15 protein-coding genes are annotated in these 13,150 nt (G+C 59.2%); 10 read left to right on the plus strand and 5 right to left on the minus strand.

Translation table 11 applies throughout. The annotated features are described in order from the left end of the window. Nucleotides 1–131 precede the first annotated feature (131 nt). The 3 genes from KVG87_RS06500 to KVG87_RS06510 all read left to right on the plus strand — a co-directional run bounded on the left by KVG87_RS06500 (nt 132) and on the right by KVG87_RS06510 (nt 2,759). Entirely contained in the window at nt 132–1,127 is a 996-nt protein-coding gene (locus tag KVG87_RS06500) for an IS110 family RNA-guided transposase (protein ID WP_217849813.1), read from the plus strand. Nucleotides 1,128–1,340: 213 nt separating this feature from the next. Next, nucleotides 1,341–2,216 (plus strand): Tim44 domain-containing protein, encoded by an 876-nt coding sequence (locus tag KVG87_RS06505; protein ID WP_016772449.1) that lies wholly within the window; start codon nt 1,341–1,343, stop codon nt 2,214–2,216. 135 nt (nt 2,217–2,351) lie between these two features. Beyond that, on the plus strand, nt 2,352–2,759 hold the full coding sequence (locus KVG87_RS06510; RefSeq protein ID WP_076564654.1) for an SMI1/KNR4 family protein: 408 nt from the start codon (nt 2,352–2,354) through the stop codon (nt 2,757–2,759). A gap of 21 nt (nt 2,760–2,780) precedes the next feature. Here KVG87_RS06510 and KVG87_RS06515 read toward each other — a convergent pair whose 3' ends face one another. Next, the gene (locus KVG87_RS06515; protein WP_076564656.1) at nt 2,781–4,544 is read right to left on the minus strand and encodes a cation:proton antiporter; all 1,764 of its coding nucleotides are present in this window, start codon (nt 4,542–4,544) and stop codon (nt 2,781–2,783) included. 278 nt (nt 4,545–4,822) lie between these two features. Between KVG87_RS06515 and KVG87_RS06520 the strand changes: the two genes are divergently transcribed. Next, entirely contained in the window at nt 4,823–5,305 is a 483-nt protein-coding gene (locus tag KVG87_RS06520; RefSeq protein ID WP_016772447.1) for an acyl-CoA thioesterase, read from the plus strand. 107 nt (nt 5,306–5,412) lie between these two features. On the opposite strand, the gene pdxY is transcribed toward KVG87_RS06520, so the two are convergent. Next, the gene (pdxY, locus tag KVG87_RS06525) at nt 5,413–6,285 is read right to left on the minus strand and encodes a pyridoxal kinase PdxY (protein ID WP_217849814.1); all 873 of its coding nucleotides are present in this window, start codon (nt 6,283–6,285) and stop codon (nt 5,413–5,415) included. A gap of 117 nt (nt 6,286–6,402) precedes the next feature. Between pdxY and KVG87_RS06530 the strand changes: the two genes are divergently transcribed. Beyond that, nucleotides 6,403–6,816 carry a DUF3301 domain-containing protein gene (locus tag KVG87_RS06530; RefSeq protein WP_217849815.1) on the plus strand — a complete coding sequence of 138 codons (414 nt, stop codon included), beginning with the start codon at nt 6,403–6,405 and terminating at the stop codon, nt 6,814–6,816. Nucleotides 6,817–6,822: 6 nt separating this feature from the next. Here KVG87_RS06530 and KVG87_RS06535 read toward each other — a convergent pair whose 3' ends face one another. Next, complete coding sequence (locus tag KVG87_RS06535) at nt 6,823–7,788, minus strand: CobW family GTP-binding protein (RefSeq protein ID WP_217849816.1); 966 nt, start codon at nt 7,786–7,788, stop codon at nt 6,823–6,825. Nucleotides 7,789–7,828: 40 nt separating this feature from the next. Between KVG87_RS06535 and KVG87_RS06540 the strand changes: the two genes are divergently transcribed. Further along, a complete protein-coding gene (locus KVG87_RS06540) occupies nt 7,829–8,185 on the plus strand; it encodes an NADH:ubiquinone oxidoreductase (RefSeq protein ID WP_217849817.1) in 357 nt (118 codons plus the stop codon). 3 nt (nt 8,186–8,188) lie between these two features. On the opposite strand, the gene KVG87_RS06545 is transcribed toward KVG87_RS06540, so the two are convergent. Further along, entirely contained in the window at nt 8,189–8,839 is a 651-nt protein-coding gene (locus KVG87_RS06545; protein ID WP_217849818.1) for a DUF1826 domain-containing protein, read from the minus strand. Further along, nucleotides 8,839–10,044: a zinc metallochaperone GTPase ZigA gene (gene zigA, locus KVG87_RS06550; RefSeq protein WP_217849819.1), complete on the minus strand. Its 1,206-nt coding sequence runs from the start codon at nt 10,042–10,044 to the stop codon at nt 8,839–8,841. The genes KVG87_RS06545 and zigA overlap by 1 nt, the downstream gene beginning before the upstream one ends. 208 nt (nt 10,045–10,252) lie before the next feature. On the opposite strand from zigA, the gene KVG87_RS06555 reads away from it, so the two are divergent. From KVG87_RS06555 to KVG87_RS06570, 4 genes are all read left to right on the plus strand, one after another. Then, entirely contained in the window at nt 10,253–10,630 is a 378-nt protein-coding gene (locus KVG87_RS06555; protein ID WP_217849820.1) for a glutamine synthetase, read from the plus strand. 84 nt (nt 10,631–10,714) lie between these two features. Beyond that, on the plus strand, nt 10,715–11,611 hold the full coding sequence (gene folE2, locus KVG87_RS06560) for a GTP cyclohydrolase FolE2 (RefSeq protein WP_217849821.1): 897 nt from the start codon (nt 10,715–10,717) through the stop codon (nt 11,609–11,611). Beyond that, nucleotides 11,608–12,276, plus strand: a complete 669-nt coding sequence (locus KVG87_RS06565; protein ID WP_217849822.1) for a metal ABC transporter ATP-binding protein — start codon at nt 11,608–11,610, stop codon at nt 12,274–12,276. The genes folE2 and KVG87_RS06565 overlap by 4 nt, the downstream gene beginning before the upstream one ends. Next, nucleotides 12,276–13,145 carry a metal ABC transporter permease gene (locus KVG87_RS06570; RefSeq protein ID WP_217849823.1) on the plus strand — a complete coding sequence of 290 codons (870 nt, stop codon included), beginning with the start codon at nt 12,276–12,278 and terminating at the stop codon, nt 13,143–13,145. The genes KVG87_RS06565 and KVG87_RS06570 overlap by 1 nt, the downstream gene beginning before the upstream one ends. The last annotated feature ends 5 nt before the right edge of the window (nt 13,146–13,150 follow it).

Consider the following 13,150-nt stretch of genomic DNA (forward strand, 5'->3'; position numbering starts at 1 on the left):
TCATTGCCCACCACGAAGAGTATCGAGAAGCCGACGAGTCGGACTTCGCATTACAAGGTTGCAGTGGCATGAAGTTCGAGGTCAGGGGAACCAGGAAGCATTTTTAACTCAGTTCTCTTGGAGTTGAAAGCATGAACATGCACGTCGGCTTGGATGTGGGATCTCGCACTACAGCGATGGGCTGGCGCAATGGCGGCCGCTTTGCAGGTCAGTGCAATATCGACCAGACACCGGCGGGGCGCAAAGCTGCTGTCGGCAAATTGCTTGAGCTCAAGCCTATGTCTGTGGTGATGGAAGCCACAGGAATCTACTACCTGGACTTGGCCATGGAGCTCGCTGCGGCAGGTTTGCCAGTCTCGGTTATCAATCCGAAGAGTTTTCACAACTTTGCAAAACTGATGCTGAAAAACAGCAAAACGGACGCAATCGATGCCCAGTTATTAGCTGAGTACGGCGAACGCATGAGCCCAAGGTTGTGGACGCCGCCCACTTCAATACAACTTGAGCTGCGCGCTATTGGTCGCCACCTCAATCGTTTGACGGGTCATCGCACCCGCGCCAAAAACGAGCTGCATGCACTAAAAGCCACTCAAACAACTCTTCTGATGCTGATTGAGGACGAAGAAGAAGCCATCAACGCCTTTGACAAACGAATCGAGCGTTTCCGACTAGCGGGTCGGGCATTGATCGACAACTGCCCAACGTTGAGCGCCCAGTTCGCCCACATGATCACCGCCCCTGGCATGGGTGAGATCTCAGTATTTGCGGCGCTGGCTGAACTGACGACCTTACCGGTAACGCTCAAGTCAGCGCAGGTCAGCCGCCATGCCGGACTCGATGTCCGACTCACGCAATCAGGCACCAGCATTGATAAACCCGGCCGGATAAGTAAGGGCGGCAATGCCTATTTGCGCTCAGCGATGTACATGCCTGCGCTGACCGCCATACGTTGCGACCCAAACGTGAAAGCGTTTTACGAAGCCTTGGTGGCTCGAGGAAAGAGGAAGATGCAGGCTATTGTCGCAATCATGCGCAAATACCTGACCGGACTATGGGCCTGCATGCGGGCAGGCGAAGACTTCAGTACAGCCAAGCTTTTTAGCGGTAAACACACCCAAAAAGCTTGACCGTGAACAGAGTATCTACAGGTTATGCGGCGCAAGTGCATCAATCCCTCTGAACCTATCGCCTTTTCCTACAGACAAAAGTACATCGGCTGATTGCCTCGCCAAGCTGAACGCAACCTGTCAGGCAAAAGCCCGAAACACTCTCTCGCTAGCCAGTAACACTTCAGCTGTGCAACATGGCGCGCGTGTCTCCACAAAACGGGAATACCCTTTATGAAACGTTTTCTTAGCATCGCCATGGCGTTGTGCATCGGCCTGACGATGAGCCTCGACGCCAACGCCAAGCGCTTTGGTGGTGGCAAAAGCGCCGGCGCTGCGCCGACGCACCAGACCAGCCAGATGGCTCCTTCTTCTCCAGGCGTGGGCGGCGCAGCAGCGACCGCTGGCGCTGCCGGTGCTGCTGGCGCCGCGGCCAAGGCCGGCGGTGCGTCGCGCTGGCTCGGCCCATTGGCGGGCATCGCCGCCGGTGGCCTGCTCGCGTCGATGTTCATGGGCGACGGTTTCCAGGGCATGCAGATCTTCGACATCCTGATCATGGCCCTGATCGCGTTCGTGATCTTCCGCTTCATCGCCGCCCGTCGTCGCAAGCAGCAGGAGCAATTCGCTCCGGCCGGCGCGCCGATGCAGCGTGAAGTGTTCGAGCAGAAGCCTGCCGCCATGGGTTCGATCTTTGGTGGTTCGGCCGCTCCGGCTGCCGCCCGTCCAGTGATCAACGCACCGGCCTGGTTCAACGAAGAGCGCTTCCTTGAAGCCGCGCGCAGCCACTTCCAGTCGCTGCAGCAGCACTGGGACGCCAACGAAATGGACAAGATTGCCGAGTTCGTGACCCCGCAAATGCTGGAGTTCCTCAAGCGTGAGCGAGCGGATCTGGGCGATGGCTTCCAGTCGACCTATATCGACAACCTGCAGGTGCAGCTGGACGGCGTCGACGATCGTGCCGACAAGACCATCGCCACCCTGACCTTCACCGGCGTGTCGAAAACCTCGCGTTTCGACCAGGGCGAAGTGTTCAGCGAAAGCTGGAACATGGAACGTCCGCAGGGCGACAACCAGCCTTGGCTGGTCGCCGGTATCCGCCAGAACGGCTGATCCCTGCTGCGCTTCACTTGCGGTAACAGAACCCCGGCCTCGGCCGGGGTTTTTCATTTCACGGTTGCATCTATGGCGAGCTACTGTATAAACCGGCCCATATAAACCGCGCCATTCAGCAAGAGGATCCCGGACGTGGAAGAAATCATCGAACAACTGCGCGAAGCCAACGAACCCGTACCGGTTCCTTTGGAGTTGCCTGACGAAGACCTGCTGGTGGAAATCGAAGAACAACTGTTCATCGACATTCCATTCGTCTTCAAAGAATTTTTGCTGACCGTCAGCGATGTGGTCTATGGCAGCCTCGAGCCGGTGACCGTCACTGACCCGCAATCGCACACCTATCTGCCGGACGTGGCGGCCAATGCATGGGACGTGGGTGTTGATCGCAGCTTGATCCCGATCTGTCAGCACGGCGATAACTACTACTGTGTCGAAGAAGACGGCACCGTGGTGCTGTGGCAGGCCGAAGAAGAACTGATTGCTGAAGAAACCTGGGAATCGGTGTGGCACTGGGCGCGGGACGTCTGGCTGGAAAGCTGATCCGCCACACGCCCCGGGTGGTCAATGCCCCGACGACTCCTTGTGGTTGTCGAGGGTTTCCAGCAAGGCCACCTGCATCCGCGTATGCACGCGGATGAACCAGCGCCACAGCAGTGCCGCTACGGCGGCCGCCACGACGGCGATCAGCATCAGCAGCTTGTTGGTCGGCAGGATACTGGCCGACAAGGCTGCCAACAGCAGGAAAATCACCAGCAGCGAGAGGATCGGGATGACTTCGGCGATCACCCGGCGCACTCGCTGCGTGTGACGCCCGGCCATCTCCGGCTTGACGCCCATCTCCGCCAGCAGCATCGACAGCGCCTTGAGCTTGCGATAAGCCGCAATCAGGAACGGTAGCGAGACCAGCAACGCCCCGCCCCAGATCAGTGCCTTCTGCCAGCTCGGATCGCTGATCCAGTCCTGCAGCCACAACGACATGCGCTCGGCGAAGTATGCGCCGGCAAAGAAGATCGCAATCACCAGCGCCAGATTGACCCCGACTTGCAACAGGATCCGCCGGATCATCGACGCCAGCAGCGCACCCTCGCCCTGCGGCTGAATACTGCGCAACCATTCGCCATACATGCCGAGCACCCGCCCGAGCCGCTTGGGCACAGCGGCCGAGAGCTTGATCGACAACGGATCCGCCGCGCGAATCAGGTACGGCGTCAGCAGCGTGGTGATCACCGACACGGCTACAGCGACCGGGTAGAGGAAGTTGCTGGTCACCTGCAAGGTCATGCCCAGCGCGGCGATGATGAAGGAAAATTCGCCAATCTGTGACAGACCCATGCCGACTCGCAGCGAGGTCCGTCCGTCATTGCCGGCGATAAACGCGCCGAGGCCGCAGGACAACATCTTGCCCAGCACCACGGCCACGGTGATTACCGCAATCGGCCAGGCATATTCGATGAGAATCAGCGGATCGAGCATCAGCCCGATGGCGACGAAAAAGATTGCGCTGAACAGATCGCGAACCGGCTCGACCAGCCGTTCGATTTTCAGCAATTGCCGGGACTCGGCCATGATCGCGCCGATCAGGAAAGCGCCGAGCACCATGCTGTATTCCAGCTTGACCACCAGCAGGCAGAAGCCGAAACACAGGCCGAGCACGGTGATCAGCAGCATCTCGTTGCTTTCGAATTTCGCCACATAAGCCAGCAGACGCGGCACCAACAGAATGCCGATGACCAGTGCGACGATCATGAACAGCGACAGCTTGCCGACCGTGGAAAACACTTCACCCGAACTCACCGTGCCGCTGACGGCGATGCTCGACAGCAGCGCGATAATGCCGATGCCAAGGATGTCCTCGACAATCAGCACGCCGAAGATCAACTGCGCAAAGCGCTCGTTCTTCATCTTCAGGTCATTCAGCGCTTTGACGATGATGGTGGTTGAGGAGATCGCCAGAATCGCGCCGAGGAACAACGAATCCATGGTGTTCCAGTCGAACCAGCGACCGATTTCGTAACCGATCCAGATCATCAGGATGATTTCGAGAAATGCGGCAATGAACGCCGTTGCCCCAACCTTGAACAACTTGCGCAGGCTGAACTCCAGGCCGAGGCAGAACATCAGGAAGATCACCCCGAGTTCGGCCAGGGTCTTGATGGTTTCTTCGTCGTGAATCAGGCCGAACGGCGGCGTGTGCGGGCCGATGATGAAGCCGGCGACGATATAGCCGAGTACCACCGGTTGTTTGAAACGATGAAACAGTACGGTTACCACGCCCGCGACCAGCATGATCACTGCCAGATCCTGAATAAAACTGATGGCATGCATGGCGTGGGCTCCTTGATGACGAGGCGCGCGGACAGACGTCAGACGTTCTGCGCGAGCAGGGTAAAAATCCGCTTTTAATGTAGGAATTGCCCTTGGGCAGGGCTTTTGCAGGTTAACACCGCGACTTCGCTCTGGAAGCCGGTGCAATATATGGAAACAGATCGCTACCGGCGTGACGGCGGCCCGCCGCGCGGCGTCCCGATAACGGTGCTTTTTGAAAAGCCACCAGGTGCCCGCAGAGGCGCTTCCTGCAATCAGCCTTGATCCGTGAGAACGTTATGGAACCCGGAAACGCCCAGCTGTCGATGACGGTACTGATGACCCCCGACATGGCCAACTTCTCTGGCAATGTCCACGGCGGCACCCTGCTCAAATACCTCGACGAAGTGGCCTACGCCTGCGCCAGCCGTTATGCCGGGCGCTACGTGGTGACCCTGTCGGTCGATCAGGTGATTTTCCGCGAGCCGATTCATGTCGGCGAACTGGTGACGTTCCTGGCCTCGGTCAACTACACCGGCAACACCTCGATGGAAGTCGGCATCAAAGTGGTCACCGAAAACATCCGCGAACGCTCGGTGCGCCACACCAACAGCTGCTTCTTCACCATGGTCGCGGTGGATGATCAGCGCAAACCGGCCGCCGTGCCGCCGTTGCAACCGCAGAACAGCGAAGACAAGCGCCGCTTCATGCAGGCGCAGCAGCGCCGACAGATTCGTCAGGAACTGGAGAAGCGTTATCAGGAGATCAAGGGCGACGCCTGAAACGGGTAGCGCTCAATTGATCGCTTTCGCGAGCAGGCTCGCTCCCACATCTGGAATGCATTCTTCCTGTGGGAGCGAGCCTGCTCGCGAATAAAGACGACTCGGTCTCAGAGACTGATCGCTGTAGCCTCGAACTTCACCCGCGGATGCGCAATGCGATCCTGCGCCCGCACCAGTTGCAGCTCATAACTGGCGCACGCCTGGGTTTCCAGCAACACCTCATGCACTGCCGCTGCGGTGAATTCGAATGCCGCCAGCAGGCTGTCGCCCAGCAGCACTCGCGCCAGGAACAGACCGGACGTCAGGTCGCCCACGCCCACCGGCTGGCGCGGAAACGCCAGCAACGGACGGCGCAGATGCCAACTGCCATCAGCCGTCACCAACAACATTTCGAAGCCATCCGCCGGTTTGCCCGGATAATCCAGATGCTTGACCAGTACCGCTTTCGGACCGCGCGCCAGCAGCGCTCGCGCCATCGCCAGGCAATCGAACAGCGACTGCGGCTTGCGCCCGGAAAAACTGTCCAGCTCCAGTTGATTCGGGCACATGATGTCCGCCACGGCCGCGGCCTCATCCAGGAGGAAGTCGCTGACCTCGGTGGGCACGCTGCAGCCTTTCTCCGGATGGCCCATCACCGGATCACACAGATACAGCATCTTCGGATTGACCGCTTTGATCCGCGCCACACCGCTGAGAATCGCCCGGCCCTGTGCGGCGCTGCCGAGATAGCCGGACAGCACCGCGTCGCAATTGCCCAACTCGCCAATTGCGGCGATGCCTTCGATCAGCTCGGGGATCTGCTGCGGCGCCAGCACTTCACCGGCCCACTGACCATACTGGGTGTGGTTGGAAAACTGCACGGTGTTGAGCGGCCAGACGTTGACCCCGACCCGCTGCATCGGAAAAACCGCAGCGCTGTTGCCGGCGTGGCCAAACACCACGTGGGACTGGATGGCGAGCAGATGAGGCGTACGTTTCATTCGGGTCATTCCGTAAAACGATTGAAATTCAAGCCGCGCAGTATGCGACGAAACACAGCCTGTACGACAGACCGGCGAGACAGTTAAGCTGACGCCATCATTTGGAGTTCGATGTAGATGCTGACCCTGGAAAACATCTTCGTGCTGATGCTGTTCGCCGCCGCTGGTGCCTGGCTATGGCATAACCACGGCTTGCGCGAGCGCGCGCTGGAGCGGGTCAAACAGCATTGCACCAATGTTGGCGTTGAACTGCTGGACGGTAACGTCGCGCTGAAAAAAATCGCTCTGATCAGGGATGCCAACGGTCGCCGACGACTGGCGCGGGTCTACAACTTCGAGTTCACCGTGACCGGCGAAAGCCGCCACAACGGCACCGTCACCCAATTTGGCGCGCACAGTGCGCAGATTGAACTGGCGCCCTACCCGGCGCCGTTCGACGACACGCCGCCGGTGGTCGAAGTCCACAAGCCTCGCGCCGAAGTCATCGAGCTGAGCCAGTGGCGCCAGGAACATACCAAGTGGAAGCCCTGAGCTGACTCACTGAATCCGGCATTCAGCCAAACCGGCTTGCAGCTGTTCGATGTTCTGCGGTTCAGCGAAGATCAGCTCGATTCTTGAGTCTTTTCGCCATTCGCTGGCTTGCCAACTCAGCTCGGCATGCTCCAGCGCATTGCCCGAAACCCAGCCATCCGTGCTGTGGATAACCAGTTTCGCCCGCTTCCAGTCGAGCGCGCTCAGCCAATCGGCGATGCGTGCTTGATCAAATACCTGCCCCGGATGCCAGCGCCAACCGATGCTCCACCCACCCTCCTGCGCCTGACTCAGGCAAATCGGTTCGGCCGGATTGCTCCAGACCGCTGGCAGCTGTGCCAATCCAGTGGGCAGCGGCAGATGCCCTGCGCCTTCGTTCGCTTTTACTGCCAGCCCCGGAAGCTCGCTCAGAGGCAGTTGCGCTTGCTGCGTCCAGATCAGCCTGACGGGCGGCAACTGGCTGGCGATTCTGTCTCGAGCCGTTTCATCAAGATCTTCGGCCTTGTTCAACAGCAACAACCCCGCGCTGGCCAACGCTTGCTGCTGGGCGTCCGGCAAGTCCCTGCCCGCGTGCAATGCCTGAGCGTCCAGAACCAGAACACATGGTTGGACCGCCAGCACGCTCAGCCACGGCGCCTCGTTAAGTTGCTTGAGCAACTGCGCCGGATGGCCCAGCCCGGATGGCTCGATAAACAGTCGATCCGGCCTGGCCTTGCGCAGCAGGCGGCCGAGGCCGATCTGAAATGGCGCGCCATTGACGCAACACAGGCAGCCCCCGGCCACCTCACCCAGTGCGATACCACCGTCGTCGCGAGTCAGCAGCGCGGCGTCCAGACCAATCTGGCCGAACTCGTTGATCAGTACCGCCCAGCGTTCGTTCGCAGGCCGTTGCGCCAACAACTGGCGAATCAGGCTGGTCTTGCCGGCGCCCAACGGGCCGGCGATGACGTGGGTCGGAATGTTCTGCAACATGGCGGGTACTTTCTGCGGACAGTTATTGAGGAGATCGAAGATGCGCTGGTCGGGATGGTCGTTGCTGTTGGCGCTGCTGTCGAGTGAAGCGTGGGCTCAGGCCTGCGTGGTGCACACACAGGGCGAACGGCTGGACGTCAAAGTCTGTCAGCAGAACCGGACGATTCCGCAGAAATTGTTCAATGACGGCTTCTGCCAACCGACGCTGGCCGGGCAGAAGGTCGAGGTGCAATACGTCGACCAGTGCCCCAGCGGCGCTTTCGGCGTGTGCAGCAACGCGCAAGTCGCCAATATGCCCTATCGCCAGGATATCCACTATTACGGCGTGACCACTGACGCTGCGTATCTCAAGCCGTATTGCGAAGGCCAGAGCCAGGGCGCCTGGCGCAAGCCCTGAATTTCAGCCGAGCCAGTCGAGGGTCAGCAGCAGACGGCGCTCACCGGGCGCCGGTTGCGGCGAACGATGGATCAGGCCGAAGCCTTCATTGCCGTGCCATTTTTCGCCTTTGAGCAACGCGACGTCGCCGCTGTTGAGCTGGCGAATCGACGCTGGACTGTGCGGTTCGGCATTGGCCTGGCCAAGTTGCAGGCGATCCATCGCGCCCTCCTCAAGCCATTGGCTGCCGATGCCAGCGTAGGTCGTGATCAGGCGCACCGGCACGTGATCGACGTGGAAACGCGGACACATGGCCTTGTCCAGCACGCGCAAACGCACGCCGATACGCCGCGCGCCCAGCAGGCAGGCGAAGGCACTGATCAGCAATTTGAGGTCGCTGATGAAACCTTCGAAACCTTGCAGATCACGCAGCCCTGCAGCCAGACCGGCGAGATCCGGTTCGGCATCTTCGTCGGGCAATTCCAGACACAGCGACTCGGCCAAGGGCTCGTTGAGCGACAGCACCAATTGCGCAAAGTCGGCAATGTGCACGGGCAACTGGCGTTGCCAGACGGCGAGATTGGTCTGGTCGTCCAGGATTCGCGTCAACGTTTGCGGTGTCACACCCTGGTGCTGCTGACGGGTAAGAAGCGGCTGATCCTTGAGTGCGAGCATCAGGCGGCCTCTTCGTGCCAAAGGCCGAATGGATCAGGCAGCGAACGCCAGCCTTCTACACCCATGGCCATTTCTTCGTCGGTCAAAAGGCAGGCATCGAGTTCGGCGGTCAGTTGTAGGAAATCTATGTTCTGACCGATGAAAACCAGCTCCTGGCGGCAATCTCCTACGCTTGGAGTCCAGTTTTCCATGATCGCCTGCACGCTTTCCTGATCTTCGGGCCATTGATTCTTTGCTACGAAACGCCACCAGCGCCCGGCGAATCCATGCCGCATCAAACCACCGGCCTGCGACCAGCTACCGGCGTCGGTGGGTTTGCTGGCGAGCCAGAAGAAGCCTTTGGAGCGCAGCAGCTTGCCGTTCAGCCAAGGCCGATCGATGAAGCTGAAGAAGCGTTGCGGGTGAAATGGCCGGCGCGCGCGGTAGGCCTTCGAGGCGATGCCGTATTCCTGTGTTTCCGGGACGTGCTCACCGCGCAATTCCTTTAGCCATCCGGGCGCTTGTGCGGCCTGATCGAAATCGAAACGACCGGTGCTGAGGATTTTCTCCAGTGGGATTTCGCCCATCACCATTGGAATGATTTCAGCCTGGGCATTGAGGCGCTTGAGGATGGCGGTGAGTTCTTCACGCTCGTGCTGGCTGATCAGGTCGATTTTGCTGATCAGCAGGACGTCGGCGAACTCGATCTGCTCGATCAACAGATCGGTGATGGAGCGCTCGTCATCTTCACCGAGAATCTCGCCGCGAGAGGCGAGGCTTTCGGCCGCCTGGTAATCGATCAGGAAATTCACACCGTCGACCACGGTGACCATGGTATCGAGGCGAGCAATGTCGGCGAGGCTTTGCCCCTGTTCATCGCGGAAGGTGAAGGTTTCAGCGACCGGAAGCGGTTCGGAAATGCCGGTGGATTCGATCAGCAGGTAATCGAAACGATCCTCGCGGGCGAGTTTGCTGACTTCTTCCAGTAAATCTTCACGTAACGTACAGCAGATACAGCCATTGCTCATTTCGATGAGTTTTTCCTCAGCGCGGTTCAGGCTGACATCGCGCTGGACTTCACTGCCATCGATGTTGATCTCGCTCATATCGTTGACGATCACCGCAACGCGCAAGCCGTCTCGGTTACGTAGTACGTAATTCAAAAGTGTACTTTTTCCGGCGCCGAGAAATCCTGAAAGTACGGTGACGGGCAATTTGGCTGACATTGGATAATCCTCATAAATGGCAGCCGATTTGCGCTTTGAGGTGTGCGCTTGGCGCGTTGCGCTTCATTTACTCGGGTCAACGAAGGCAAATGATTGTATCGGCAGCTCAGGCTGGCTCCGATTTATGTTATAGTATAACAACTTGAGTTTGCCAGTCCGACAGAGGAGATTTCGCAAATTGCTGCACCACCGATCGTGGACACTCGCAATGAACAAGGGGTTGAAATGCCTGCTTTTGAGCTTTGCTATGTCGCTGGCCAGCCAAGCACAGGCGCACATGCCGGGGCCGGCGCACTGCACACGCAGCGCTAATCTGCTGGCGTGTGTAGACGCCGACGGCAATGCCTATAGCGTGAATACGGTAGGCACCACGCTTTACCTGCGCGGATTCGAGAAGAACGGCCATCGCTATTGGGCGCAGACCAACAGCCGCTTCGGCCAATTAACCTTTTTTACCGGCATCGCCTCCGATGGCGAGGCTTGGGTTGGCTATACCCGCCGTGTCGGCTGGACAACCATCAACCGCTTCTCCAGCTCGGGCGGTAGCAGCGCAAGGTTCACTTGCAGCCGGATGACGGGCTGCTAGTGAAAACCTTTTCATGAAAAAAGCATCGCTGAATGGATTGTTATAATGTAACGTAAATAGGGATCAATACGACGGTCTCAACCCATGAATGCTCTTACTCTCCCGGATATCGCCGCCCAATCTGCGCGCCAGGCACTGCCACTCGATTGGGTAGGCATGCGTGGGATTGCCCTACCCGTTGTGCTTGAAGGCCAACGCCTGAGCGCCAGAGTCGACGCTGGCGTGAGTCTCGATGATGGTGAAGCGCGCGGGATCCACATGTCGCGATTGTATTTGGCACTCGAAGCGCTCGAACAGCGGAGCCTTTCTCCCGCTCTATTGCATCAGGTACTCACGTGTTTTCTGACAAGCCATCAAGGTCTATCCGACTGCGCATATCTGAATATTCACACTGACTTGTTGCTGAAACGACCCGCGTTGGTCAGCCCCCTGGCCGGCTGGAAATCCTATGCGGCGTCCATTTCAGCGAGCCTGAAACAGCAAATGTTCCACGTGGAACTAAAAATTGCACTGCCCTATTCCTCGACATGCCCCTGCTCGGCAGCCTTGGCAAGGCAATTGATCCAACAGCAATTCGTCGACGATTTCGCCAACAAGGCTCTGCAACACGCAGATGTTTTGGCATGGCTTGGCTCAACCAAAGGGATCGTAGCGACACCGCATAGCCAGCGCAGCTATGCGCAACTGCACCTGCATCTCGACAATTTCATCGACGAGCTACCGCTGACCGCGATCATCGATGACGCTGAAGCGGCCCTCGGCACGGCCGTGCAGACCGCAGTAAAGCGCCCCGACGAGCAAGCCTTCGCACTCGCCAATGGGCAAAACCTGATGTTCTGCGAAGACGCCGCGCGGCGCCTCAATCTGGCACTGCAGCGCACGCCCGGCATCAACCGATTGCATATCCGCGTGATCCACGCCGAGAGCCTGCATGCCCATGATGCCGTTGCCGAAAGCAGCTGGCAGCGGGAGCAAATATGATCCGCTGCCAATCACTGGCCTGGGGCGCTCCCGGTCAACCGCTGACGACGCCTCTGAGTCTTGAGTTCGAGAGCGCCAGCCTGACCGCCATCATCGGCGCCAACGGCTGCGGCAAAAGCAGCCTGCTAAAGGTCATCGCCGGATTGCAGAAGCCCCTCGCTGGCAAAGTGGAAATGGCTGTTCCACGTCAAAGCGGAATTTCCTTCCTGCCGCAACAACAGCACCTTGATCGCCAGTTCCCAATCAGCCTGGAAGAACTCATCGCCGCAGGTTTCTGGGGCCGTCGGCTGTCGACGCAACTGCGCACGCAGCGACTGAAAAACGCACTGGAAGACTGGCACCTGAGTGGACTCGAACAGCGTCCGTTGATGGCCCTGTCCGGCGGTGAGCTACAACGTGCCCTGCTCTCGCGACTGAGCCTTGCTGATGCCCCGGTGCTGTTGCTGGACGAACCGCACGCCGCACTCGACGAACTCGGCCAGCAATTGCTCTGGCAGCACATTCACCACTGGCACGCCGAGGGCCGGACACTGCTTGTGGTCTGCCATGACCTGGCGGCTGTCCGCCAACACATTCCGGATACCCTGCTGATCAAAAACGGCCACTGCGTGTACGGAACCAGTCGGGAACTAATCCAGCCGACAGCGCGCATGCAGGTGGCCTGATGCTCGCCACCCTCAGCCATTTCTGGCAGCCGTTCAGCGAATTCGTGTTCATGCGCCGCGCCCTGCTCGGTGGCCTGGTGCTGGCATGCAGTACGGCGCCCTTGGGTGTTTTTCTGATACTCAGGCGTATGAGTTTGATCGGTGACGCTGTCGCCCACGGCATCCTTCCCGGCGCTGCATTGGGATTCTGGTTTGCCGGTTTGAGTCTTCCCGCACTCACCCTCGGTGGCTTGGGAGCCGGTCTGAGCATGGCCGGACTTGCGGCCTGGATCACCCGGCGAACGGGGTTGCGAGAAGATGCCAGCCTCGCCGCGATCTATCCGATCTCACTGGCCAGCGGCGTTTTGATCCTTGGCATCGCCGGCAAGCGCCTCGACCTTCTGCACTTGCTGTTCGGCTCAGCGTTGGCCGTAGACGGGCCGACACTGACCGGCATGCTTTGGGTCTCGGCCATCAGCCTCATGGCCATGACGGCAATCTACAAACCACTCTTGCTGGACACACTTGACCCATTGTTCTTGCGCACCGTCAGCCGTCTCGGGCCTCTGGCCCACGGTGTGTTTCTTACCCTCGTCGTACTGAATCTGGTGATCGGTTTTCAGGCCATCGGCGCGCTGATGGTAGTGGGACTGATGATGCTTCCGGCTGCCGCGTCGAGATTCTGGAGTCGTCGTCTGCCGATACTGATTGCTGTCGCCGCCGTCATGGGCTGCGTGTCTGTGTGGCTGGGCTTGCTGCTGTCGTTTTACTACTCGCTGCCCAGCGGCCCGGCCATCGTCCTGGTCGCGGGGGTCGGCTATCTGCTGTCGGTGGTGTTCGGACCGGTTCACGGTTTGCTGCGCCGCCCGCCTTTACTCACATCCCAATGAGGTGT

The organism is Pseudomonas siliginis, from assembly GCF_019145195.1.
In the GTDB taxonomy this organism is placed as follows: domain Bacteria; phylum Pseudomonadota; class Gammaproteobacteria; order Pseudomonadales; family Pseudomonadaceae; genus Aquipseudomonas; species Aquipseudomonas siliginis.